A 25,615-nucleotide genomic window follows, 5' to 3' on the forward strand; every position below is an offset into this window, starting at 1 on the left:
CAGAGTCTGATCATAAATCATAAGTCTATTAAGGGCTATATCTGTTCTATGGATAGAACTGTAGCTAGTTTTCTCTTTAAAATGAATTATGCTATGCTCAGAATTTTAACTTGATTAATACTAATGGAATCAAATGCTCAACTCAGTTTAATGAATAAGATTCTAAATTTGGAAGCACTCACTATAGCGGATTATCAGACTTTAAATGATATAGAGATAATTTAATTTATAGAAAAAATAGATCCGACAACAACTTGTATTTATCATGGTTAAACTACCAAAAAAATTATTATGATACCTAACATTATTATTGATAATAATTCAGTTGGTACAAATAGTTTAGTTATAGACAAGCTAAATTAATGGAAATAAAAAAAGTCATACTTATATTTGTTACAATATTTTTGTTTCTACCTAAAAAATAGAAGTAAAATAGCATCAAATTGTTGGAACAAGATTTAAACATAAATACAACTTATTTCAAATAATTAAATAAGATATTTATTTAAAAAATATCAACAGTTTTAAAATATATATTATACTTATCTTAATTAGATAAGAACATTGTAATTACTTAAATATAAAAACTTAAAATGAGTTGTTTTTTTAAGGTTTATTTAGATATATCTACTTTAGTAGCAAAGTTTACTGGTCACAAATAATGCTATCGTACTGATTGCTGTGACCACAGATTAAATGAATTAATGTCAGATATTGAAACCTTGATCGTTCAAATTCATCAAGAAGCTAAACGAAAACCATTTCCCATTGATACCACCGTTTATAAAGCAGCTGATAAAGATCCCACTCAACCTATTTTGTATGCGGGAAACCTCAAAAGTCAGATCTGCTTTTTTGGACGAGATCTTGGACGAGATGAAGTCCAAACGGGACAACCTTTAATTGGTGCTGCAGGCACTTTAGTTCGTAAAGGGTTTTACTGGGCGATGCATCATCAACAGGCGAAAACTCGACAAGAGTTGCAAAGCATCTGTGCTCGAGTTCTTCTTACTAATACTGTCCCCTATAAACCCCCTGACAATAAAGCTTATATTACTGAAGTTAAAAATCGTTTCCGTCCCTTTATCGAAAAATTATTAGTTATTCATTGGCAAGGAAATCAAATTATTACATTAGGAACCGAGGCGTTTAAGTGGTTCATTCCCTATGGAGATAAAGGGGAAGTCAATGAATTTTTCCAACGGAGTGATCGCTATGAAAGTAAATTACCTGTCACTCTCCACGCGACTGATACTTTAGGTATGCAACACCGACGACAAGTAACTTTACTTCCTTTACCCCATCCATCTCCTCTCAATCGGAAATATTACGTCAAATTTCCCCAAATGTTACAGAAGAGGCTGAATGAATTTGACTTTTAATCCTAAACTAAAGGATTTTGTGGGGGACTGTATCATAAAACTCTGAGTTTTAAAATTAATGACTTTTAGAATTGGCGTTATCAGTAACAGAGGGTATACAATTATGAGGCGGTCATGATGAACTTCATGGGTGTGTAGCTCAATGGATAGAGCACCGACCTTCTAAGTCGTAGGTTACAGGTTCGAGTCCTGTCACACCCGTTATAATTATTTTTTGGTCAAAAAAGTTAAATCAATGATGGTACTACGTAGTTTATTGATTGATCGAGACTTTATCCCAATCTAAAGAATGTGAGTGCTTGCGATAGTATTCTGAGACAGGATCTTCACCCGATATTTATGATGAACTATTAACCAGCTTCATAAAAGTCAACTAATTTAGTAATAACAACAGATGGAAAGGTCTGCCAAAAAGCTTTTTTTAGTTCTGTAAGAGAGTTTAATACTATAAGTTGCAGTGTTCATCTTCTCTTAGGAAATTTAATAATCGAAGTTAGTAGAGACAAACAGCCTTATTATGTATGTCTTACTTTCAGATTAACAGGATATTTGGGGCATGTGTTGAGGCATGTGACATAAGTATGCATCAACTATTTATGACTCATTTACGCTACGATGTTCTTGATTAAACTTTTGTTTTTTTAAACCCTCATTGAGAAGCTAAAAATAGCTCCTTTGTAAAGTTCAAAAGTTAATTTAGGATTTTGAACAGAGGGTCCGCTCACTGTGGATAGACAAATAAAAATGAATACAATAATTTTCATTATTGTATTCATTTTTATTTGACGAGAAACTTCTACAGTATTAGAGTGTATGCAGGTTTAAAATGAATTATTTAGTATTTTTGACTTTTAAATTTAATTAATTTGCTAATTTATTTTTAATTTTAAATTAATTTAGAATAGTTTTAATGTAAATTAAATAATCTAAAAATAGAGAAAATCAAAATATAACTAAATAGTTAAGTTAAATTTTTAACAAGTTTTTGATCAAATTACTATTGATTATAGTAATGTATACTGCGTATGGGATACGGAATATTAATGTTAGCTTGATCAAAAGCTTGTTTAATAGCAATAATCGCTTTCGTTTGTACTTTTCTAACTGTAGGCTCTCTTGGTGTTGTCCAATAACGTACAATCAAATCGATAGAACTATCTCCAAATGCAATTAAGTCTACTTCTGGACAAGGATATTCTAATACTCCCTCAACTTGAGTAATTGTATCTTGTAAGATTTCTTTTACATTCGGCAAAGATGTATTATAGTCAATTCCTACATTTAAATCAGTACGACGATTATTATAAGCAGTTCTAACTCTAACAGCATCGGTAAAAATTTTAGAATTAGGTACTAAAATTTTTTCACCTGTATAAGTCTTAATTTTTGTCGTACGAATATCAATTAATTCTACTGTACCTTCATGTCCATCAACGATGATTTGATCATTAATACGAAATGGCTCTTGTATTAAAATTAATACTCCTGATAAAAAATTCTTAAAAATATCTTGAAATGCAAAACCAATAGCAACGGAACTCAATCCTAAAGCAGCAACAATATCTCCTAAAGTTAAACCTGGAAAAATAAAAACACAAACCAATAAACTTCCTATAATCCAAGTACCTACGTAAGTAATTTTTATAACTAACAGTTGCAAGGATTGACTTTTCAAAGTTTTCTTAGATAATTTTTCTGAAAAACCTTTTAAAAAGTTAGCAGTATAGCGAGTTAATAAGATAGTAATTAAAGCTACTAAAAAAGTTGGTAGAACTTTAATTGTTATTTTTAATAGTTCTTGTAAACCAATTATTATAGTATCAAATATATTTTCCATATATAGATTTTATAATGAAAGTGGGTCAATATTATTATATTTTGTGTTGTATTTAAGCTTTTTCCTGCTAAATTAGCTACTAGGGAACTAACTATAACTAATGTTATTGATATTGTCGATGGATAAAATTCTGACACTGGCGTAGGAAGAATTGAACAACAACATCCACAAAGGCAATAATTTACAATTGTAGCAGAAACCAAAGATATGATATTGAAAGTGAGAGAAAAAAAAATTATAATCCGCATTTCGAAATTACTTTAAGAAAAACAAGAGGCTAAAGATATGAGATGAGCTGAACTAGAAATAAAAAACTACGATACATTAGCTAATGTGGATAATAACCCTGGAGTCGCTTGGTTTATCAGTTACCTGGAACTAACATTCTAGGAATTATATAGGCTGCTAGGATAACAATTTGGGAATTGAAACCGAGTTTCCTCCCTAGGTTAAAAGTTATTGTTGGTCTTGATAATACGTTATTTGTTAATGCTTCGATTAAGGATTTAGTCATTACTTTTTCACAAGCAATGATCCTATTGGTCCTGATTATATTGATTTTCTTACAAGATTGTTAGACTACTGTCATTTCCGGAACTACCATTTGGGTGGTGTTAATATGGGCGATGATCGTTTTAAATACTTTTGTCCATACTCTTCACCAGTTAAATTTATTTGTCTGTGTTTTAGAAAAAAGATTGGTGGTGGACGACGAGATTGTAAATGTAGAAACAGTTCCTAATAAACTGTCCCCAAAAAGGCGTCCGATGTAAGCAGTGATAGACTTCTATAGATTAATTATTTGAGGAGACTATTTCCGCCTTGGTAGTATTGATGGTAGTTTTTATACCTGTGACTTTTTATCCTGAAACAACAGAAGTAGTTTACAGTTGATCTACCATGACAATTATTTTTTCAGTGGCTTTTTCGACGTTTAACGTTTCGACTTTTTCCCTATTATGTTAAGTTGTATTACCGAAAGTTTCCAAAGATAAATATGGTCATTAGCAGTATTTTTGTTAAAAAACCTAATTATTTGATCTAATTAGAAAAATAATCAGAAAAAGCTATTGTGATTTTATCAAATTTCTAATCTATATTCGTGTTGTGGTTATGAACTTGTTTATTACAGAGTCAATTGCCACGGCATAGATTTACCGAACCATGTTATCAGGATTTATTCGGATTGAAGAATAGGAGTATTTCTTTTGAATTATAAAGGCTTTCCCGGGAATCTCTCTCAACTATAGTAATCAACTTGATTAACAAACAACAAAAATAATTCATAATTATTACTAATACTGATTATAAAGATTTTATTTTGAAGGGAAAAATGTCAACAAATCTAATTACTATGTTAAGTCGCAGTCTTAGGAAAGCTGTCTTATTCCAAAAGTTAAAGTTTTTAGTATTACGAAATATATCAATCAAATCTATACCTAAAAGATGATAAATACACATACGTTAGTAGCTAATACCATCTTGGTAGATGGGTTAATTAAATCTAATAGCTCAGAAATCTCTATTTAAGATAGTTAGGGAAAAAGACTGTTAGCCTTAATTAATACTATTAAACTAGTAATATCGACAGCTAATAAACAACTAAAAAATCGAGGTTTATTTTACTCTATTTACCCTTAATAGTCGTTTGATTACCATAAAAATTAAAGAGATTAATCAAAAAAAAATCAAGGTGTATAATACAATTATTAAATAAATTTTGCGAACTATTCAAATATTTATTTAGCCAAATTTTATCAATCAATTTGTGTATGAAGATCGTCTTTATTGGATTTATGCCCAAGCTTAAGCAGATGTACGGACAAACCCTCAAGAGATTGGACATTTTGTAATCGTGTGACGGGCAAACGGTTCAATAAAGCTATATTATCACCCCAACTTTAAATACCGATCTCCCAATTATTAACTAACACAAGATTTATTCTGCCATCAAATTTATTTTGAATCTTGCTCTTGGGTATAGTTATTGGTCAGGTTATCCAAGCAATGAAAACAGTAGTCAACGAAACTCTACAACTTGGTTTTGGTTATGAGTGGACGAATCACCTACATCGAGGAGAAAACCTCTGGAGGAGTGGCTACTATTGTCTTTAACCTTACTTTTACGACGGTATTCTTGGTGTTAGTTGCTCAGTATGAAAGTAACTTTGAGTCTACTATTATCTATCATCGTACTTTTGCTTATTTTAGGCGCGTTAGGAATGATTTGGTTGCGGACAGCGTGTGTTTAAAAAACTTCTTTCAAAGAAAGAAAATGATATCTGTCCAGTTTTAAATAAAAATTATGTTCACCCAGGTAGCTTTGATTACATCGATTGGATTGATGTCTAATTGACAAAGACCCGTTATTTAGGAACAAATATTGCTAAAACGACATTTTAGGCAGCTTTCTGTAGAGTAACTTTAGCAAGAATATTGAGTTTATTATTAGTTCTAATCTTTTAGATTTTGATTGAAAACTTTAAAAAATATATTTTTTAGGAAAGTACAAAATTATTCGCCCTCTAGTTCTGGCTAATGGTAGTCAACTAACCCTCTCTCTACAACTTCAACCATCAGAGGAGTAAGCAACTCTCATGTTTGAAGCAACTCCTCAGAACTGATAGATTAATGAAAGAAAAACTATCAACTGAATTAGTTTACTTTTTTGTCTTTGTTTAATTGAGTTGAATCCAAAGAATTTTTGAGATAAAGTTAAGTAACTAATCTGTGCACTAAATTAACAATTAACTCTAGGAAAAATAAGAGCAAATATTTGAGTAATTATTCTTTGATTTTTCTGGAATTATAGTTACACTAGTCAGTGTAATGTTCTGGCTAGCTATAACGAAAATTTCACAACTGGATTGACGCAAACCAACTTTTATTGTTGGCAACAAAGCAACTGTTAAATTTTTTATTAAAGCCCCCTAAGCGTCAATTCGAAAACAAAAATTATTCAGACACAACATGTATTAAGAATCCGGTAAACAGCAATCAGCAACAAATAATTTATCATTAATAATGGAACATAAAAACAAGAAAAGCTTATAATTTTAGAATGCACTCACAAAGACCCATAACTTATCCAATCTAGTCTAGATAAATAACAGTGCAATGGACAAATAATAGACCCTGAATTCATTGTATAAGTAAATCGAAGTAGTATTAGTCTCAATCCCAATGATTAACTCTTAAGCATAAGAGTTGCCGTGTTTACCTATTCTTAAGTGCAATCCTGATATAAACGACTACCTCAGCATTAATACCTCGTTTTTCAGTTGTGATATCTTTTTACGACGTTTTTTAAATTCAGCATAGATACAGCAATTTTTTATGGGGTAATTAATTAGGCTAACCTAACCAAGCTTGGGGTCATAATTATTGACCTTGGAATTTACGATGTCTTTTCAATCTAAACGCAGTTTAGATTGAAAAGATAATACGAGACACACAAATGTCCACATTGTTAGCTAATATTGTCTCTGACATAAACAACTATAACAGCTGAGTTTTCCTGGCTTGCCGTTTCTAATCAAAAGCGGGGTCTTGCCCACCAATTCCAATACCTGTGTCAAAGATTTGAGCGCTAGTCAAATCTAGGTTGTTCATGGACGCACCCGTAACATCAGCATCGTAAATCATTGCTCGGGTAAAGTTCACATTATCTAAATTCGAATCGTTCAAACTTGCATTAGTAACCATTGCCCCGGTTAGATTAGACCCCTCGAGGTTGGCCCCTGTCATATCCGCTCCCTCTAGATTAGCTTCGATTAGAGCTGACCCTGACAGATTAGCATCCCTTAAATCTGCTCCTATTAAATGAGCATATCTTAAGTCCTCATTCGAAAGATCGCACCTCATACATTCGTTAGTTGTTAGCAACCGTTGAATATGAGCTGGATTTCCGGCTAATACCGGACTCGTGAACATAAGGGGAACAGCGATGGACAGCGTCAAGAAAATGTTCTGTCTCATAAATAAATTTATACTCCTTTATTGAACGTTTCTTCCTTGCTATTAAGATAGAAAGTACGATTACAAAAAACTTCACCTAATTGGATTATTTTTCCTCATCGTTTTTTCTTTGATCGTTCTGGTGATCATTCTTAATAGAGAATAGACTAATATTTCAGAATATACAAGAAAAAATCAAAATATTTTATTATCAGCTTCAATAATATCTTTTCAGAAGTAGGCTTTATTATAGTGATAGCTATAGGAATTGGGGCATTAACTTTGTGGTTACGTCAGCCTTGAATTATAGCGTTTATTATTTACGCACAAAGTCAAAATTATTGGGAAAATTGGGAATTACTTCATTGTTATTTGTTATCTGGTTAAAACCTGTCCTTCACGAAATTTGTGCGGTGGAACCAACAGCAGGGATGGAACAAATCTTATTTAGCCATTACCTTAACTGTTTCAAACACCATCATTCATTGTTAAATTGTTTCCTAAGTAAACGGGAAATTAATTTCCTGCATGGACAAATTGCATAGAAATATTAACCGTTTAGGATATTGAAGTTGTGATAGTCGGTTCAAATCACAACCACCCTATTCTAGGGTTGATTGTCTTAGTGGAATTTAGTTACTATGGAGGTGTGTAATTATATGATCATCGACTTCCATATCATCATAAATAAATGGCTAGATTTAGCTTTATCCAATTTAGAGAGAGCAACTCGTCACTCTAATACGGAAATTGTAAAAATTTAGACGGAGTAGATACCCCTCTAGTGAATGTCATTTTATTTGGTTTAAGACAGTATGGTAAAAAATCTAAAATTTACCTCCACTTTGTCATTGCATGAGCCGAAATGGATAGTTAGTGCCTTGCCTAGACAACGTGCCGGATTGAATGTAGTCCCCATCTTAACAATAGCGATAATGTCAAGGATAAATTGCTTCAACTATACCATCTCCATAGTTTGAGATAGAAATTTTCAGAGAAACTGTACTGACCTAGTTTTGTTATCTTTGTCAGGCTGCAGTTTATATAATCATCAAAAACACTAGTTAAAGAGTTTTGATGTGATGTGTCAATCCATCCTCTTAGATAGTGATCGCGGTGAACACAATGGAAAGTAGTATGTTAGATTTTCTAATGAGGTGTTTTGTTTTCTCCATGTCGCCAACATTGATTCCCTCCATGGGGTATCTCACTCAAGGAGTCAAGCAAATCAACCCTTAATCATTTATTACGATAGCGAATTATAGCTTCAATGTTCTCCAAACAAGTTACAGATTCTCCCATTTATAAGTGGTTTGATGATCGCCTTGAAATTCAGGCAATTTCCGACGACATAACCACTAAATACGTTCCTCCCCATGTAAATATTTTCTACTGTTTGGGTGGAATTACCTTAGTTTGCTTCTTGGTCCAGTTTGCTACTGGATTTGCCATGACGTTTTACTACAAACCAACGGTTGTTGAAGCCTTTTCTTCAGTCAAATATATTATGGACGAGGTTAACTTCGGTTGGCTGATACGTTCAGTCCATCGCTGGTCTGCCAGTATGATGGTATTGATGATGATCCTCCATGTCTTCCGTGTTTACTTGACTGGTGGCTTTAAAAAGCCCCGTGAGTTAACTTGGATTACTGGAGTTGTCTTAGCTGTCATCACCGTTTCTTTCGGTGTAACAGGCTACTCTCTTCCTTGGGATCAAGTTGGTTATTGGGCGGTTAAGATAGTTTCTGGTGTTCCTGCAGCTATTCCCGTGGTGGGCGATCAATTGGTTGAACTACTCCGGGGTGGTCAAAGTGTAGGACAAGCCACCTTAACACGTTTTTACAGCTTACATACCTTTGTTTTCCCCTGGCTAATCGCAGTCTTCATGCTGCTGCATTTTTTAATGATCCGCAAACAAGGGATTTCTGGTCCTTTGTAAAGTGTTTAAGGGTGGCCAGTGAACAGTTAATTAATCAACTATAAATCTTTGGTTATTAAAGACTGGTCACTAATGTTAGACAAATATCCTGCTGATCCTCAGTTTTTATAAGGAGAAATCTATCCAATGGCAACTGAAAAAAAGCCAGATCTTAGCGACCCTAAATTGAGAGCAAAACTAGCCCAAGGCATGGGTCACAACTACTACGGTGAACCGGCTTGGCCTAATGACTTGCTTTATATTTTTCCTGTGGTGATTCTTGGGACCATAGGACTGCTAGTGGCATTAGCGGTTCTTGACCCCGCTATGGTTGGTGAACCGGCTGATCCTTTTGCCACTCCGTTAGAAATTCTACCGGAGTGGTATCTCTATCCCGTTTTCCAAATCTTACGGATTCTTCCTAACAAATTATTAGGAATTGCTTGTCAAGCAGCTATTCCTTTAGGTTTAATGTTGATTCCTTTTATTGAAAGTGTCAACAAATTCCAGAATCCCTTTCGTCGTCCTGTAGCAACTGCTATGTTTCTCTTTGGAACTCTTGTGACTCTGTGGTTGGGTGCAGGTGCAACTTTCCCTATTGATAAATCTTTAACCTTAGGATTATTTTAGAAAGTCTGGTGGGTTTTTGATAGATGCCTGGGGTTGATTCTACGTCTTGTGTTACAAGATGAATTGGAGGTAATCGCAGGCATCTTTATCTAAAGCCTTAGGGAAAGTCACAGAGAACAAAAATTTTTCTTTCAATAAAAGGTTGCATTGTAATTGGAATATGGTCTACAATTGTACTCTGCAGATAGCGGGGCGTAGCGCAGCTTGGTAGCGCACCACTTTGGGGTAGTGGGGGTCGTGGGTTCAAATCCCGCCGCTCCGATTTAATCGGAAATAATCACTCCATATAGTGATCTCAATTTAGTTATTTATTAATTGTCGGCTAATTCCTTGTCAACCCCGAGATACTTCTATCATATTCCAGGCTTAGACAAGACAGCCTCTGGGAATAAAGGGGAGGTTACTGTCAAAATTTTTGCTGATGCTATCAATATCAGGATCATTAGGATAATTAATTATTGGTTTCAAGAAAACTTAAGACTTGGGATTTATTACTATTGATAGTATGACTCTACAAATTATGTTAAGTCCGACAGGATTTTTTTAAAAAAAGTTGTTATTTGTGACATCTAAAACTATGATAGATATTTGAAAATATCAGGACGCAAGACAAATCTACTCTTTACTCCAGAATTTGAGAAAGATTTTTCAGGTAAATTAAGTACAGGCAATTAGTCTAATTAAAAAAAATTAATGATTCATCGAGATTGTGTATAATTGAACACAGTTCAAATCCTTCAATTTAGGAATAGCATAACAATGCTGTTCAGATCTTTGATAGAAGTCATCTACATCACAAAACGCCTCACCAAGATCAGGACGAGATTCTATATTTAGAAAACAATACTTCAAGAAATACTGCTTTCAATATTGAGTCTAGAGTCGTTGCTTCCGTTTCTCTCTATAAATCTTTGTTAAACTCATGTTGCAAATATAGAGGATTCAATAACACTTACTATCAGTTTTATATCCGTTATTTTTAATAATTACTTTATATTTTTATAAGTTGTATATTTAAGTTCATCTTGCCAATATGTAATTTTTAGGTTTGTTGTAGTTGGGGTAAATCTAAAAATTAGAGACAATGAGAACTTAAGCCACTACTTATTTTTGTCGTTGAGACACTATGCAATCTTTTGATGTCACCACTCTAACCGCTATTTGTCGAGAACTCCAAACCCATTGGATCCCCTCTCGTCTTGAACAAGTTTATCAACGTGACCGTCACACTATTTCCCTTGCCCTACGAACCATCGAAAAACGTAGTTGGTTAACTATTTCTTGGCATCCTCAGGCTGCTCGACTTTGTATTGGGGATCCTCCTCCTCATACTCTTGATACCTTTACTTTTAGCGATCAATTACGCCATCAACTCAATGGATACGCCCTAACTTCTCTAGAGATGATTGCTCCCTGGGAAAGAGTTGTTGATTTACAATTTGCCAAACGCCCTGGCGAGCCCCCCGTCTGGCATTTGTTTTTAGAAATTATGGGCAAATACAGTAACATCATTCTGACCGACGCTAAACGACAGATTATCACTGTTGGGCATCAAGTAACTGCTAATCAATCAAGTGTGCGTACTGTTGAAACTGGACAACCCTACGAATTTCCTCCTACTTTGATAGGGACTTTACCTAAATTAGAGGAACCTTACGAATGTTGGCAAGAAAGAATTAGTCTCCTTCCTAAGGCATTAAAGAAGCAAATGTTAGATAATTACTGCGGGCTAAGTCCGGTAGTTGCCCATTCGATGATTCAAACAGCTAATTTGGACCCTAAACAATCAACGGACACTCTAAGATTATCCGACTGGAATCGATTATTTTGTTTGTGGCAAACCTGGCTAATTATTTTAGTTACAGCAGATTTTAAACCTGGATGGACAGAAAAAGGTTATACCGTTTTAGGATGGGGAATGGTTAAACCTGCCTCTGAGATACAAATCTTAATCAATCAATACTATCAAGAGCAAATTAATTATCAAACTTTTCAACAACTACGTCATCAACTGTTACAAAAACTCAGTTCTCTTCTCAAAAAACTGCGAGTTAAAGAATCTAACTTTACTCAAAAACTACAACAATCTATCGAAGCTGGTCAATATCGCCAACAAGGAGATTTATTGATGGCATATTTGCATTTATGGAAACCAGGAATGAAGTCTATTTTTTTGAAAAACTTTGAAACGGAAAAAACAGTTGAAATTCACTTAAACCCTGAAAAAAACGCTGTCCAAAACGCCCAATATCTCTATAAACAACACCAAAAATTAAAACGAGCTAGTAGTATTGTTGAACCCTTATTAACCGAGGTTAAAGAGGAAATTGACTACTTAGAACAGGTCGAAGAAAATTTGAATCAATTAGATATCTATGACTCTCCCCAAGATTTGCAAACTCTCCAGGAAATCCGAGAAGAACTTATTCAACAAAATTACCTGAAGTCTTCTACTCAAAGTAATTCTAGTCGTTTAGACGAATCTCAACCTCATCAATACCTTACCCCATCAGGGCTAGAAGTCTGGGTGGGTCGTAATAACCGACAAAATGATCGCTTAACTTTTTGTACTGCAGGGGATTATGACTTATGGTTTCATACCCAAGGGAGTGTTGGCAGTCACGTTTTATTGCGCTTAGAACCAGGGCAAAAACCTAATGAAGTGGACTTACAATGTGCCGCAGATTGGGCTGCTTATTACAGTCGTGCTAGATTCAGTGAGCATGTCCCTATCGTTTATACCGAACCCAAATATGTTTACAAGCCTAAAAGATCTAAACCAGGAATGGTTATCTATAAGCGGGAAAAACTGCTATGGGGCCAACCGCATAAAACGCAAATTTACTTAAAAAATCAGGGGGAGACAACAAATTAATTTTTTCCATAAATAATGAAATAACAATGTTCAATAAGGATCAACAACAAGACTATTTCGAGCTACCGGTGATTGTGGTCACTGGTTTTTTGTTTAATTAACTTTTTAATCAACATTTTCCTCGACAACATTTATTAAACTGATCAGTTTTGTACTCAAACATCAGAATTCAGTTCCGACAAGGATTAGATTTAAAAGAAAAATTTATTTTGGGCTAGGGAACTAATATTTTTACTGTAGGGGTATAGTATTTATGGAACTACGGATTACCATTGATGTACTCAGGGTTAATAAGGCTCATGTCAAGGTATTCAAGCCATAAAAGCCACTTCTTTTCATTTCTGACGTGAACACTCACTCCATAAAGGTTAACTAAAGCACTCAAAGCCAATAAAGATCAAGGTTTTAAGGATTAGCAAAAGTAAATTAGCATCTACTAAAAAGATGTACCATGAATAAGCAGTTAAACTACCTATAGAACAGAACTGAATTCCGTGACAGCGCTGGAGAGGACTGAGAAGCCTACTCCAGTTTTTTATTTTTTTTTAAAATAGGGGCGAACACTCATTCCCCCCTACTTCTAGATTTTGTACAAATTTTAAGTCCGATTATTGATTAACCAACAAATGCTTTACTCGGTTGAGAAACACCCTTAGATTTTGTTCCTTTAAGATAAGCTAACATGGTATCAGCGTCAGATACTTCAAAGGGATCAGTAGGACAGTTATCGGAGAATTCAGGTTCTATGAAGATTTTTTCAATCTTGCAGTCGTTAACCAGCATGGAATAACGCCAGGAACGCATTCCAAACCCGAGGTTAGACTTATCAACTAACATTCCCATTTTACGGGTGAATTCTCCGTTACCGTCAGGAAGTAAAAATACATTGGTGGCACCCTGTTGCTTGCCCCATTGGAACATAACAAAAGCATCATTAACGGACAGACAAATAACTTGATCTACTCCTTGTGCCTTGAACTCTTTATATAAGTCTTCATAGCGAGGTAAGTGGTTAGATGAACAAGTGGGAGTAAATGCCCCAGGTAAAGAGAAAACAACGACCTTCTTGCCGGCAAAGATCTCCTTGGTGGTTAAATCTTGCCAACGGTAGGGATTGGGTCCAGAAACAGACTCATCACGGACGCGAGTCTTAAAGACAGCATGGGGAACTTTTTCAATGACAGCCATATTTTTTGTTGCCTCACTCTGTTATATAGTGTAATTGTATACAGTTTTTGCTGTAACTTTGTATAAGAATAATTCTTATATAATAATTTGTCAAGAGTTATAACAATATAGATTTTAAGAAAAGTTACTATATAGAGTTGACGCTACAATAGAAATCGTTACAATCTGGGAAAATTAAAGTCTTAAAACAAAAATGAGTGTTCACAAAAGTGAAATTGTGACAATCTTAAAATCAAAAGGGTTGAGGATAACACCTCAACGCTTTGCCGTCTATGCTAATTTGAGATCGCGCGGAGATCATCCTACAGCCGAACAGCTTTTGACAGATCTCAATAGAGAGATCTTCACCTCTTCTCAAGCGACAGTTTATAGTGCTTTACAGACCCTAAGAGAAGTCAATTTGATTCGAGAAGTCTTGTTACAAGAGGGAGTCTCTCGATATGATGCGAATGTTTCTCCTCATCATCATTTCCGTTGTCGGCAATGTGAGAAAATAGAAGATATCGATTGGTATACTTTCCAATCCATCAATCTGAATTCTCTTCGTGCTGGTTTAACCGTAGACAGTTATGAAATTACGGTTCAGGGATTATGTGAAAACTGTAAGTAAATAGAGTTAATTGTTTGTTCGAATAAGTTAACATAACAATACTGGTATTCAAGGGTGTATTGCTCTACGCTAATACACCCTTGAATTATTCTAAGATATGCATAAGTTAAAATTTTAACTAAAACATAAAATCAAACGATTTTATTTTTGAAAGGGTTTTCAATATTTGGGTTTTTCAAGACTCTTTGTCTTTTCAGAGAGACCATGTTGTAAGTTCATTTGTCAACGTGTAACTTCTGAGACCGTTGAATTATGAATGCAGATTTCTTCATTTTTTATTATTTTTAATACAATTGTTTGAGTTAGTAATTAACTTCTGAGTAATTTAACCGTAATGAATTTATCTTTTTTTCCCTTTATGATTTTCCTTCTTTATAATTATCCTTTGAATTGTAATGAAAGTGTGATATGATTGTTGGTTTATATTTTTATAATGGTTGTAATAACCTAATCCAAAAACTAATTTTCCGATGTAGGTAAAATGTCATCCTTTATCTTCCAGGCTTAACCCTAATTCTTGATTTGGACAAATAAAGAAAATTAGTTGGCATATATTTGATTTTTCAGAAAAGTTGAGTATCTCTTTGGCAAGATTGCGAGAAGAAGTAAAAATTATGATTGCTTCTCTCTAGAAAACAGCAAGTACCATAAAAATTAGAGTGTATTATCCTTTAATGCATCAAGTTCTTCTACCAAAGTTTCATAATCCAATATAGTGTTTGCCAGAGTTAGTGAGCTTGTATCATACAAAAAGCTTTAACTTTGTCTTTTCTTCTAGGATTCTATTTTTTGATAGGCTAACTGTAATGTACAGTTAACATAAAAATTGCATTCATGGCAGATGTGGAACAGTTTGCTTCATTACAGTAAGGCAACAAAAGATGGCTAACATGGTGACAAAAGAATCAAACAGTTGCCCCTGATCTTAGAGAAATTAATTTAAAGGGTGAAGACTTGTAACAAGCATATCTTTACAGCTTAATATTTTGTGAAAAACATTGTTACTACATGAATTATTCTAATTGAATTACAATGAATTTATTTGATATAAAATAGTCCGTTATTTCAAGCTGAAAAGAGGTCTATTTAAAAAATAGGTACTTTAATTAAAGTCAATAATCAGTAATCATTAATTATTTAGTAGATTTATTAATCATAAAATGGTATTTTACCAATTGATATATCTGTTTTCCTAAAGATACACCCTATTTGAGAGAAAAGATACTAACTAGAAGCGTGTGTTACTTTAACTTATCTTAATCATAAACTCTTAACTATTAACTCTATGTCCGTTTTCCTACCTATACGTCAACAACAAAACTTGAACCATCTCAATGAGAGTAATAGAAGACTCATCTTTAGACTAGTCCCTTATTTCCGTCGCCATGTTCATTTATTGTTACTAGCGATGGGGTTACTTATACCATTGGCTACTGCCGGGGCGATACAACCTTTAATTATTGGACAAGCCGTTTCTCTTTTACGTCAGGAGTCTACATGGAGGTTTTTAAGAACCATTTCTATAGAAGAAGGCATAACATGGCTGAGTATATTATTATTAATCACAGTTATTATTCGTGTTTGTTGCGCTTCTTTTCAAGGATATCTTGTTCAAAAAATAGGACAAACAATTACCGCAGACATACGTAAAGATTTATTTACTCATGTTACCTCATTAGGAATGGGTTTCTTTAATCGTACCCCAGTAGGACGCTTAGTAACAAGATTAACCAGTGATGTTGAGGCATTAGGAGATGTATTTTCTAGTGGTGCAATTGGCGTTTTAAGTGATGGTATTTATATTGTTGTAATTATTATCACTATGATTACAGTACAAGTAAAATTAGCATTAATGCTGGTCTTAATGATGATTCCTGTTACTGGATTAATCATCTATTTCCAAAATCAATATCGAAAAGCAAATTACAAAGCAAGAGAAGAACTTTCTAAACTCAATTCTATTTTACAGGAAAATATAGCTGGAATTAACGTTGTTCAATTGTTTCGCCGAGAACTTTTTAATTCAGAATTATTTCGTTCTACCAATGAACGATATCGCAAGGAAGTTGATAAAACAATCTTCCATGACTCGGCTGTTTCTGCAACCTTAGAATGGATTAGTTTAGTAGCGATTGCAGGAGTTTTATGGTTAGGAGGAGTTTTTATTGTCGATGAAGTAATTACCTTTGGTACTTTATCTGCATTTATTCTCTACGCACAACGTTTGTTTAATCCTTTGCGTCAACTAGCTGATAAATTAACTATGTTTCAAGCTGGATTTACAGCCATAGAACGTATTAGTGAGTTGATGAATGAACCCATTGAAATTCTTGAACCTGAAGATAAAATAAACTTTTTATCAGGGTTTTCTCAGCGGAATGCAAATGGCGAAGTTTGTTTTCAAAATGTTTGGTTTGGTTATAAAAAAGATGAGTATGTTCTCAAAAATTTAGACTTTACCATTCATGCAGGAGAAAAGGTTGCATTTGTTGGTCCTACTGGAGCTGGAAAAAGTTCTATTATTCGTCTACTATGTCGTTTCTATGATCCCATTCAAGGAAGAATTCTTATTGATGGTGTGGATATTAGAGAGATTTCTAAAATTGAACTACGACGATATATTGGTGTCATCTTACAAGAAAATTTTCTTTTTGCAGGGGACGTTATGCGTAACATTACTTTAGGAGAGGATTATTGTTTTGAACAGGTGCAAAAAGCAGCTAATATAACTAATATTGAGCAATTTATTAACGAGCTTCCTCAAGGCTATAAAACTAAAGTTCGGGAAAGAGGAACAAATTTGTCTGGAGGACAAAAACAATTATTAGCATTTGCTAGAGTGGCTATTCGTAATCCTCGTATTTTGGTTTTGGATGAAGCTACTTCTAGTTTGGACGTGAAAACAGAGGCATTAATTCAAGACGCATTGAATCATTTATTAAATCAGAGAACCGCCGTTATTATCGCTCATCGACTTTCAACGATTCGGGATGTAGATCGCATTCTTGTATTTAAAAAAGGTGAGTTACTTGAAGAGGGAAATCATCAAGAATTATTAAAAAAAGGAGGACTGTATAATGATTTATACAAGCTGCAAATGATGAAGAACAAAGAATAGTTAATAGTCGTTTAAATAAATAAGGCATAATCACTGAATATAATTGGGCTTTTTTTAAAAAAGAAAAATTAAGAAATAATTTTCATAAATTCTTAGATCCTAACTTTATTAATTTACTAAAAAACATATACCAATCAGTAAAAAAATATTCGTTATACCTATAATTATGAATACAATGCCTTATCTCAAAATTAGTAAACTCACCCAACAAACAGGTTTTTCTACAGAAAATTTGCGCTATTACAGCGACTTAAGCCTTCTTGAACCCGTAAAAAAAGGTAAAAATAACTATTGTCATTCTATTTTAGAGATGAGTCAACAGGTAAAATTTATGAAAAAGCCCAATTCCTTAGCTTCACCCTCAAAGAAATCAAGTGAACTCTCAGTATACAAGATATGGGAAAGTACTTTGTGATTTAGCACAAGGTTTACTAGATAGTAAAATAAAGAAGCCAGAGATAAACATCAAGCAAATGATCCTTTTAAAAACTGAATTAGAGCGATATAAAACTGACTGGATAACTAATCTCCATCCTTGGCCCAAGGTGCCAAAATTTGTCCTTTAATTTTGAGTAAATCATCAAATGCTAGACAGAATACTTTTTTAAAGAATCTTAAAGTTATAATTCGAATGAAAACTTGTCATTTAAAACTACAAGGAATGAGTTGTGCCGGTTGTGCTTCTGCGATTGAAAAAGTTATTCAAGAAGTGGAGGGAGTCACTCAAGGCAACGTTAATTTTGCTATCTCTCGAGCAACTGTAACTTATAATCCGACAAAAACTAATTTATCAGTTATTCAACAAGCAGTAAAAGACGCGGGTTATGATGCCCATCCCATTTTCGAAGGAACGAACGAAGAAAATTTGGAGAAAGCAACGAAAGTAGCCAAGCAACAAGAATTAACCCGTAAATTAATTGTCGGTTCTATTATTAGTGTCTTATTAATCATCGGAGGTCTCCCGATGATGACAGGATTGAAAATAACCTGGATTCCTCCCTTTTTACATAATTTCTGGGTGCAATTTTTCTTAACAACTCCAGTTATTTTTTGGGTAGGTCAAGACTTTTTTATAGGGGCTTGGAAGTCCTTTAAATTTCATTCAGCTAATATGGATACCCTAGTTTCTCTAGGTACTGGAGTTGCCTATTTATACTCTTTATTTACAACTGTATTTCCACATGTATTTAAGTCTCATGGCGTTGCTGCAGAAGTTTATTATGAAACCGTTTCTGTAGTTATTACCCTAGTTTTATTAGGAAAAATGTTAGAGCATAAAGCCAGAGGACAAACCTCAGAAGCGATACGGAAATTAATGGGTTTACAAGCCAAAACAGCTAGAGTGATTCGTAATGAGAAAGAAATAGATATTCCCATCAAACAAGTAGTTGTGGATGATGTGATTTTAGTACGTCCTGGAGAAAAAATTCCTGTCGATGGTGAAGTAGTTGAGGGAGAATCTTCCATTGATGAATCAATGATAACAGGAGAACCTATCCCTGTTAAGAAAAAAGCAGGAGATGAAGTAATTGGAGCAACCATTAATAAGACAGGAAGTTTTAAATTAAAAGCGACAAAAGTAGGAAAAGATGCAATGTTGGCACAGATTGTTAAGTTAGTCCAAGATGCCCAAGGGAGTAAAGCTCCAATTCAACAATTAGCTGATCAAGTAACTGGATGGTTTGTCCCAGGAGTGATTGCCGTTGCCATTGCTACATTTGTAATTTGGTTTAATACAATGGGGAATGTTACCCTAGCTATGATTACAACAGTGGGAGTTTTAATTATTGCCTGTCCCTGTGCATTGGGTTTAGCAACACCTACATCTATTATGGTTGGAACAGGAAAAGGAGCGGAAAATGGTATTTTGATTAAGGGGGCTGATAGTTTAGAACTAGCCCATAGGCTAAACACGGTTGTTCTTGATAAAACAGGAACCATCACTCAAGGAAAACCTAGTGTTACTAATTACACTACTGTTAATGGTGTGGCTAACAGTAATGAACTAGAACTCTTAAAACTTGGGGCCGCTCTAGAAAAAAAATCTGAACATCCTTTAGCCGAAGCAGTGATTAATTACGCTCAATCTCAACAAGTCAAGATACCGTTTCCTGAAGTTAGAAATTTTGAAGCTGTTGCCGGAATGGGAGTTCAGGGGAAAGTTTTAGGGAAACTGGTACAAATTGGCACACAAAGATGGATGGATATGTTAGATATTAATACTCAATCTTTAGATGCCACCCGTCAACAATGGGAAAGTGAAGCCAAAACAACCGCTCTAATAGCTGTAGATGGACAAATTGAGGGCTTAATTGGTATTGCGGATGCAACTAAACCTTCGTCATTAGAGGCCGTTAAATCCTTACAAAGAATGGGTTTAGAAGTAGTAATGTTAACAGGAGACAATCAGAAAACTGCGGAAGCTATAGCTTCTGAAGTAGGTATCCAAAGAGTTTTTGCCCAAGTGCGTCCGGATCAAAAAGCTAGTATCATTGAACAAATTCAACAAGAAAGAAATAGCTGTACACGACAAACAAAAATTGTAGCAATGGTTGGAGATGGGATTAATGATGCACCTGCTTTAGCACAAGCTGATGTAGGAATAGCGCTCGGGACGGGGACCGATGTAGCAATGGCGGCAAGTGATTTAACATTAATTTCTGGGGATTTACGAGGCATTGTCACGGCAATTCAACTGAGTCATGCCACTATGAGAAATATTAAAGAAAATCTCTTTTTTGCATATATTTATAATAGTCTTGGTATTCCTATCGCCGCCGGAATTTTATATCCTTTTTGCGGTTGGCTATTGAATCCTATGATTGCAGGAACAGCAATGGCTTTTAGTTCTTTTTCCGTAGTGATAAATGCTTTGAGATTACGAAACTTTAATCCGAAATAACTCATTAATTTGCAATTATTATAGTCTTTCATTATTGTCTTAGCTGTTGCAATTTAGGTAAGGTAATATGAGCACTATTAAAAATAACTATCTTTAACGGAAGTTAGTAAAATAGTTATTTTAACTAAATGTAAAATTACTGTCTCATTTATTTACTTATTCTTTATTAACAAGGAGTTTCTTAATGAACAAGATAAAAGTAGTTTTTTCTGCTCTAATAAGTCTTAGTTTGATATTAGGAAATATTTCTGTTTCTTACGCTAAGATAAAACCTCGAGAAACCAATAGTCAATTCTCTCATCTAGAACAACCATTAACATTAAAAATTTTGGTAACATTGGGGGGAGCAGGATTAATTGGAATAGAAATTTGGTGGTTTTTATTTAGTAGAACAAAATCTCAAAAAAACAATATTGATAAACATATTTAAGAAGTTGTAGCTAAGGTTTATTTCTGAATTTTTGCCAAGCGATTGACTTACTTCTAAATAAAGTAAGTTTGGTAGAGTTGATCCATAATAAACTAGAAAAATATATTTTTTATTATGGGATGAATACATTTCAGGTAATTTATAAATTCGAGACACTAAGTTAAGTGAGCTTAAATCAGTGTAGAGTAAAAAAATAGCTGAGAAAGAGCAATCGCTAGATACCAGCCTACCTAAAAATTCATTTGATAAAATTAGAAGAGCGAAAATTATAAAAGTTAATCTATGCTCCAAACATCTTCTCCAGAACGAGAATAAGAGAAGAAATGTTGTGTTTAAATACAAAAGCATTAAAAAATGTGTTGTTTTAATTCCTTAGCTAACTTAGTCATTTGCACTACAGTTATCTTCAAAGGTGACAAAAGCATGAATATCTTCCCCTTTAGTCTTATGGGGAACCCCAACCACCAACACTTTAGCAAGTGTACTATGAGACACCAACACCGATTCTAACTCCATTGGACCTAAACATGGTACCTGAAATATGCAGAACATCATCAACTTGTTCCATGATCCAAAAATAGCCATTTTTATCTTGACGCGCACTATCTTCAGTAGCATAAATATGCTTCTTGTCAACTAGAGAAACGGGACCCTAATAAGTCATCTCGAAACGTTTAGGTTTGTTATAAATGTTGCGTAGCATACTTGATCAATGGTGTCTAATTACCACTAATTATCATCCAATATTATCAGAAACAGTATTATCTGCTTTATTTAACACATCCGCTACAATGCCAGGAAAATAAGGAGGAGTTGCTGATCCAGGTTCGATGGAAATAGCTCCGAGTAAGACCGCAATCATTATGCCTCCCGTTTCCGTTTGCCACAATGTATTAATGATGGTACCTTGTTCACCCCTAATGACGCGATGAGAGCAGATCTAAGCTTCGGGGTTAATGGTATTGTAAAAGGTTCCTAATAAGCGTAAGGAGGATAGATTATCCTAGTTGGGAAGCGGTTGGGGCAGAATACAACATATTACGGTTGTTTCTACTACATCCTAGAAACAACCAGGGTTAAAATGACAGAGAAATCCTTCATGTATTGAACTGGCAGCGCCACTAGATAGCGGCTATAGATAACATAAATATGTCTAGCGATCCAACTAACAGCCACAGTACACCAATGGACATCCGTATCCTTTAAATAAAAAATTCATTTTTTAGTCATGTTAAGTGTAAAGATTATACTCTCTGGTGATACACACGACTTCCTAGGATTTTCTATTACTACCACTGGTCTAGAGAATAAATTAGAGTGTTTTCACTATTAATCACTTTAGCCGGACAGTCTGTAGAAGTATTTTTTTTCAGACCTATATCATCAGTAATTTTTTTCTTTGTCCATAGTAACGGCTTTTTTGGTGTGTTCAACAACGATTATTTTTTCAACAGCATTTGCCCCTGTTACAAGGCTAAATCAACTTAAGATTGGAGGGAAACTACTTTATATTTGCGCAATCTGTCGTCAGCTGTAACGACTATTTTTACTTAAGCATCTTCCAAGTAATTTTTCAACGTTTCGGCACTAAATCCCTCGAATACAATACTATGTTAGCTTGTCCCCGTATTTGTACAAGCTAACATAGCCATTTTGTTTTACCACAAGATGGTTAAATGGCGATTAAGAAAATTGTAAGGAATGTTGAGTTTACCTCCAATAAACTATCTTTTAAAGAGAGATTACCAGTCAAGAACTTGCTTCTACCTTTTGAACCAATGTAATTTTTGTTCGGTCAATTCTGCTCAACAAATTTCAGAATCATATTTTTATTTTTCATATAGTTGCTTATATTAGTTTAAGTTTTTGACATGAGTATTTTTAGAGAATTCAGAGGACAGATTAAATGATCTTTCTTCGTACAATATAGAATCAATATTTATTTCTGATATAGTGAATAAATTATCCATTTTCATTCTTGAAAAGTTTTATAAAGCTGATTATCTTAAATTAATTTTATAGTCAATGTTAATCTACATCTAATTACTCAATAAAAATGTTAATTTAAGACTAAAAATACATCTAATTCTATAGACAGATTTATGAAAAAATAATTGTTTTAGTCCATACATGAGAGTAAACTTCTAAATTTTTTAGATTTTAAATTTAATTAACTATTTTTTTAATTCTATATCAGTATTTTTCGATCTTTTTGATGATTCATTTATTTCTAACCATTCATCTATTTCTCTATCAATTGCATATCGATAGTTTTTAGGGACTAAGTTGATAATTAGCTCTGTTGTATCTTGATTATTAGGATCTACTTGAGCATATAAAAAACTATCATTAAAATCAGAATTCCCTAAAACTATTTGATGCTTATTCCCATCATTTAGTATGACTTCTATAGTTGCTAATGGTTTGTTAAAACCATAATTTTTTTGTTGACTAGTGGAAATTGTAAAGCGGCGCTCACTTTCTCCAGTAACTAAAAGATTAATTAAAAATGAAATAGTTGCATTATTAGCAGTTTCTTGTTTAGGTTGAGTCATTTTCCAAAACCTTTTATCATCTTCATTTCGTTGAAACTCTAAAGTATCTTGTTGAGTTTTAACAGTGATATTTTTTATGTCTTCTTCGGTAAAATCAAACAATTTATTATTATTTGATTTAATTTGTGATTGTTGTTGTTGAAATTTAATTTCGTAAATATATACAGTAATGCATAAAAAGACAGCAGCTATCAACAAACCCCAAGTTTTTTTCTGTAACTTCATAAATTTTCTAAACTATTTATATTCCTAATTTACGGTTAAATATTTTGTCTATCTTTTACCGTCTACGTAACCAAGTCATGAAACCTGCAATAAACCCTCCTAATGGAAAAAATACTAATGTTAGAAAAGTCAATAATCCTGCCTGTAACGTAGTCAAATTTATCCTACGATTTTTTGCTTCTTTAGGACGGATTGATAGAAGTTTATCATCTTGACTTACTAACCATTGAACTGAATTTAAGAAAACATCACCATTAAGTTGTTGATTAAATAAATTATTAGTAATGAACATTGAATTACCAATTATGACTAAACGAGATTCAATTGTCTCAGGACTTTTTAGTATCGTTTTCTTATGGTTTTCTTCAGAAAGAAAATCATTGTTTTGAGTTTCTATTTTTTCTAAAGGAGAAGAATAATCATTATCTTGAATATCAAGAATATTAGAAACTAATATAACTTTCGTCTTATTGAGATAAGGAGAAAGTATAGAGAATTTTTCCCCTTCTGAAGGAGTTATCATAGAGGAAGAATTAGGTTTGGAAGGAATTTCTATCTCTTTGGGAAAAGAAAAAGTGGTTTTTTTTGTTTCTTTTTTAGGTAGTTTTTTATCAATCTGTTTCTCTGTCTGAGAAGGTATCGGAGAATCCTTATCTAGTTGACTAGAAGAAGGAGATAATTGAGGTTTCTGCTTTTTATTTGGATCAATTTGACGAATTAAAACAACTCCTAAATCAAACGGACCGGCGATGTCTTGAGTTTCATCAAAGGTAAACTCCTCAGACTCTACGTTACTTTCAGCCCACATTTTTTCACTGGCAATTAATAGAGAAGTTGCCTCTACATTTTCTACTTTAATAGTATCAATAGGACGCGCTAATGGATAGAACGAAATTCCATTTTTAAACTCTTTCGTAATGGGGTGATTTCCATAGGTATTAATCAAAGGAGTTACTGGACCTAAACCAACTAAATTTCCTCGCCCTGAACTATCTATTACAACACGATTGTCTAGTTTAACTCCCCATTTCTCTAGGATAGTTTCTAAACCTGTCTCAATATTAGGATTAAGTAATAAGAGAAGATTCCCTCCCTGATCTGAATAAATCTCTAATGCTTTAACTTCTTGTTCAAATAATTTGCGTTGAGAACCTGCAATAATTATTGCATCTGCATCATCAGGAATTTTAGAAGACGTTACTAAATTGAGAGGTTCAATATTATACCCTTTATTTTTTAAACTGTTAACAGCTATAAAAATACTGTTATCGTGAGATTCTTCTAAAGAATATTCTCCATGTCCCTGAAGGAAATAAACTGTAGGAATATAATTACGCTGAATTTTTTCAATAGCATTAGTTAGTTTTATTTCAGACAAAGGTTCTTGAGTATTAAACTGAATCAAGGTTTGTACTAACTGTTTTTTATCCCTATATTCTAGGTATACATCTCCTAATGAATTAACATTAAATCGTTTGGTTAATCCAAGGTTAGTATCAGGATCAATAAATTCAAATTCAAACTTTTCATTATAGCGACGATAATTTTCTAATAGGTCTTTATCTCTAGGATTAGGATCTTTGACAAATAACCATACTTTGATAGGTTCATTAATATTTTTTACAATTTTTTGAGTTTGGGAAGAAACAGTAAAGAGTTGATTTTCTGTTAAATCAATTGGGGTTAAATAACGAACTGCTAAGAAGTTAATTATTCCTAAAATAATCATTAAAGACAGAGTGGATACCAAAGCATTAGTTCCTGCTTGACTTGATCTTCTTTGCCAGAAACTTCGTCTAACAATCAATAGAGATAATAGCCAAATGATAAGGAAAATACTTCCAGTAACGATTAAACTGACATATAGAATTGACCCACTTTTGGTCATATATTCTGCTATTAAACCTGCTACAGTCATAATTAGTCCTGGAATCAATAAGTATTTCAAGACTTTGCGGTAGTTAAACATATTTTTTGTTTCTATTTCA

At 33.6% G+C, this 25,615-nt stretch carries 19 protein-coding genes and 2 tRNA genes; 14 read left to right on the forward strand and 7 right to left on the reverse strand.

Features of this window, described 5'->3' with window-relative positions; all coding sequences use genetic code 11:
• The first annotated feature begins 704 nt into the window (after nt 1–704).
• On the forward strand, nt 705–1,382 hold the full coding sequence (locus RGRSB_RS07150; protein WP_119260452.1) for a uracil-DNA glycosylase family protein: 678 nt from the start codon (nt 705–707) through the stop codon (nt 1,380–1,382).
• Nucleotides 1,383–1,510: 128 nt separating this feature from the next.
• Nucleotides 1,511–1,583: transfer RNA gene (locus RGRSB_RS07155), tRNA-Arg, on the forward strand.
• Nucleotides 1,584–2,379: 796 nt separating this feature from the next.
• Here RGRSB_RS07155 and RGRSB_RS07160 read toward each other — a convergent pair.
• Nucleotides 2,380–3,219 carry a mechanosensitive ion channel family protein gene (locus tag RGRSB_RS07160; protein WP_119260453.1) on the reverse strand — a complete coding sequence of 280 codons (840 nt, stop codon included), beginning with the start codon at nt 3,217–3,219 and terminating at the stop codon, nt 2,380–2,382.
• A 425-nt stretch (nt 3,220–3,644) separates the two neighbouring features.
• Here RGRSB_RS07160 and RGRSB_RS11145 point away from each other — a divergent pair, with 425 nt between their 5' ends.
• Both RGRSB_RS11145 and RGRSB_RS09895 read left to right on the forward strand, forming a co-directional pair.
• Nucleotides 3,645–3,797, forward strand: coding sequence for a hypothetical protein (locus RGRSB_RS11145; protein WP_172582067.1), 153 nt, complete (start codon nt 3,645–3,647; stop codon nt 3,795–3,797).
• Between the two features lie 1,472 nt (nt 3,798–5,269).
• Complete coding sequence (locus RGRSB_RS09895; protein WP_145961890.1) at nt 5,270–5,515, forward strand: hypothetical protein; 246 nt, start codon at nt 5,270–5,272, stop codon at nt 5,513–5,515.
• A gap of 1,235 nt (nt 5,516–6,750) precedes the next feature.
• On the opposite strand, the gene RGRSB_RS07170 is transcribed toward RGRSB_RS09895, so the two are convergent.
• Complete coding sequence (locus tag RGRSB_RS07170; RefSeq protein WP_119260455.1) at nt 6,751–7,197, reverse strand: pentapeptide repeat-containing protein; 447 nt, start codon at nt 7,195–7,197, stop codon at nt 6,751–6,753.
• Between the two features lie 263 nt (nt 7,198–7,460).
• Between RGRSB_RS07170 and RGRSB_RS07175 the strand changes: the two genes are divergently transcribed.
• The 5 genes from RGRSB_RS07175 to RGRSB_RS07195 all read left to right on the forward strand — a co-directional run bounded on the left by RGRSB_RS07175 (nt 7,461) and on the right by RGRSB_RS07195 (nt 12,599).
• A complete protein-coding gene (locus tag RGRSB_RS07175; protein ID WP_119260456.1) occupies nt 7,461–7,721 on the forward strand; it encodes a hypothetical protein in 261 nt (86 codons plus the stop codon).
• A gap of 725 nt (nt 7,722–8,446) precedes the next feature.
• Nucleotides 8,447–9,115 (forward strand): cytochrome b6, encoded by a 669-nt coding sequence (petB, locus tag RGRSB_RS07180; protein WP_119260457.1) that lies wholly within the window; start codon nt 8,447–8,449, stop codon nt 9,113–9,115.
• A gap of 126 nt (nt 9,116–9,241) precedes the next feature.
• Nucleotides 9,242–9,724, forward strand: coding sequence for a cytochrome b6-f complex subunit IV (gene petD, locus RGRSB_RS07185; RefSeq protein WP_119260458.1), 483 nt, complete (start codon nt 9,242–9,244; stop codon nt 9,722–9,724).
• Nucleotides 9,725–9,912: 188 nt separating this feature from the next.
• Nucleotides 9,913–9,986, forward strand: a tRNA-Pro gene (locus RGRSB_RS07190).
• Between the two features lie 864 nt (nt 9,987–10,850).
• The gene (locus tag RGRSB_RS07195; protein ID WP_119260459.1) at nt 10,851–12,599 is read left to right on the forward strand and encodes an Rqc2 family fibronectin-binding protein; all 1,749 of its coding nucleotides are present in this window, start codon (nt 10,851–10,853) and stop codon (nt 12,597–12,599) included.
• 615 nt (nt 12,600–13,214) lie between these two features.
• Here the strand turns inward: RGRSB_RS07195 and RGRSB_RS07200 are convergent.
• Nucleotides 13,215–13,787 (reverse strand): peroxiredoxin, encoded by a 573-nt coding sequence (locus RGRSB_RS07200; protein WP_119260460.1) that lies wholly within the window; start codon nt 13,785–13,787, stop codon nt 13,215–13,217.
• Nucleotides 13,788–13,980: 193 nt separating this feature from the next.
• Here RGRSB_RS07200 and RGRSB_RS07205 point away from each other — a divergent pair, with 193 nt between their 5' ends.
• The 5 genes from RGRSB_RS07205 to RGRSB_RS07225 all read left to right on the forward strand — a co-directional run bounded on the left by RGRSB_RS07205 (nt 13,981) and on the right by RGRSB_RS07225 (nt 20,847).
• Nucleotides 13,981–14,397: a Fur family transcriptional regulator gene (locus RGRSB_RS07205; RefSeq protein WP_119260461.1), complete on the forward strand. Its 417-nt coding sequence runs from the start codon at nt 13,981–13,983 to the stop codon at nt 14,395–14,397.
• A gap of 1,285 nt (nt 14,398–15,682) precedes the next feature.
• Nucleotides 15,683–17,515, forward strand: a complete 1,833-nt coding sequence (locus tag RGRSB_RS07210; protein ID WP_119260462.1) for an ABC transporter ATP-binding protein — start codon at nt 15,683–15,685, stop codon at nt 17,513–17,515.
• Between the two features lie 166 nt (nt 17,516–17,681).
• Complete coding sequence (locus RGRSB_RS10305; protein WP_197715882.1) at nt 17,682–17,930, forward strand: MerR family transcriptional regulator; 249 nt, start codon at nt 17,682–17,684, stop codon at nt 17,928–17,930.
• 216 nt (nt 17,931–18,146) lie between these two features.
• Nucleotides 18,147–20,417, forward strand: coding sequence for a heavy metal translocating P-type ATPase (locus RGRSB_RS07220; RefSeq protein WP_119261003.1), 2,271 nt, complete (start codon nt 18,147–18,149; stop codon nt 20,415–20,417).
• Between the two features lie 184 nt (nt 20,418–20,601).
• Complete coding sequence (locus RGRSB_RS07225; protein ID WP_119260463.1) at nt 20,602–20,847, forward strand: hypothetical protein; 246 nt, start codon at nt 20,602–20,604, stop codon at nt 20,845–20,847.
• A 381-nt stretch (nt 20,848–21,228) separates the two neighbouring features.
• Here the strand turns inward: RGRSB_RS07225 and RGRSB_RS07230 are convergent, their stop codons facing one another.
• The 4 genes from RGRSB_RS07230 to RGRSB_RS07240 all read right to left on the reverse strand — a co-directional run bounded on the left by RGRSB_RS07230 (nt 21,229) and on the right by RGRSB_RS07240 (nt 25,596).
• Nucleotides 21,229–21,465, reverse strand: a complete 237-nt coding sequence (locus RGRSB_RS07230; RefSeq protein WP_119260464.1) for an AMP-binding enzyme — start codon at nt 21,463–21,465, stop codon at nt 21,229–21,231.
• 118 nt (nt 21,466–21,583) lie between these two features.
• Nucleotides 21,584–21,736 (reverse strand): hypothetical protein, encoded by a 153-nt coding sequence (locus RGRSB_RS10180; RefSeq protein WP_172582068.1) that lies wholly within the window; start codon nt 21,734–21,736, stop codon nt 21,584–21,586.
• Nucleotides 21,737–23,021: 1,285 nt separating this feature from the next.
• A complete protein-coding gene (locus RGRSB_RS07235) occupies nt 23,022–23,627 on the reverse strand; it encodes a DUF4340 domain-containing protein (protein WP_119260465.1) in 606 nt (201 codons plus the stop codon).
• A gap of 55 nt (nt 23,628–23,682) precedes the next feature.
• Nucleotides 23,683–25,596: a GldG family protein gene (locus RGRSB_RS07240; RefSeq protein WP_119260466.1), complete on the reverse strand. Its 1,914-nt coding sequence runs from the start codon at nt 25,594–25,596 to the stop codon at nt 23,683–23,685.
• Nucleotides 25,597–25,615 lie beyond the last annotated feature (19 nt).

Source organism: cyanobacterium endosymbiont of Rhopalodia gibberula, from assembly GCF_003574135.1.
Lineage (GTDB): Bacteria > Cyanobacteriota > Cyanobacteriia > Cyanobacteriales > Microcystaceae > Rippkaea.

Coding starts and splice junctions, on each gene's coding strand:
- petD (WP_119260458.1), top strand. CDS start 9,242: ATGGCAACTGAAAAAAAGCCAGATCTTAGCGACCCTAAATTGAGAGCA.
- RGRSB_RS07160 (WP_119260453.1), bottom strand. CDS start 3,219: ATGGAAAATATATTTGATACTATAATAATTGGTTTACAAGAACTATTA.
- RGRSB_RS07240 (WP_119260466.1), bottom strand. CDS start 25,596: ATGTTTAACTACCGCAAAGTCTTGAAATACTTATTGATTCCAGGACTA.
- RGRSB_RS07225 (WP_119260463.1), top strand. CDS start 20,602: ATGAACAAGATAAAAGTAGTTTTTTCTGCTCTAATAAGTCTTAGTTTG.
- RGRSB_RS07210 (WP_119260462.1), top strand. CDS start 15,683: ATGTCCGTTTTCCTACCTATACGTCAACAACAAAACTTGAACCATCTC.
- RGRSB_RS07235 (WP_119260465.1), bottom strand. CDS start 23,627: ATGAAGTTACAGAAAAAAACTTGGGGTTTGTTGATAGCTGCTGTCTTT.
- RGRSB_RS07150 (WP_119260452.1), top strand. CDS start 705: ATGTCAGATATTGAAACCTTGATCGTTCAAATTCATCAAGAAGCTAAA.
- petB (WP_119260457.1), top strand. CDS start 8,447: ATGTTCTCCAAACAAGTTACAGATTCTCCCATTTATAAGTGGTTTGAT.
- RGRSB_RS10305 (WP_197715882.1), top strand. CDS start 17,682: ATGAATACAATGCCTTATCTCAAAATTAGTAAACTCACCCAACAAACA.
- RGRSB_RS09895 (WP_145961890.1), top strand. CDS start 5,270: ATGAGTGGACGAATCACCTACATCGAGGAGAAAACCTCTGGAGGAGTG.
- RGRSB_RS07195 (WP_119260459.1), top strand. CDS start 10,851: ATGCAATCTTTTGATGTCACCACTCTAACCGCTATTTGTCGAGAACTC.
- RGRSB_RS07200 (WP_119260460.1), bottom strand. CDS start 13,787: ATGGCTGTCATTGAAAAAGTTCCCCATGCTGTCTTTAAGACTCGCGTC.
- RGRSB_RS07220 (WP_119261003.1), top strand. CDS start 18,147: ATGAAAACTTGTCATTTAAAACTACAAGGAATGAGTTGTGCCGGTTGT.
- RGRSB_RS07170 (WP_119260455.1), bottom strand. CDS start 7,197: ATGAGACAGAACATTTTCTTGACGCTGTCCATCGCTGTTCCCCTTATG.
- RGRSB_RS07205 (WP_119260461.1), top strand. CDS start 13,981: ATGAGTGTTCACAAAAGTGAAATTGTGACAATCTTAAAATCAAAAGGG.
- RGRSB_RS07230 (WP_119260464.1), bottom strand. CDS start 21,465: ATGCTACTGAAGATAGTGCGCGTCAAGATAAAAATGGCTATTTTTGGA.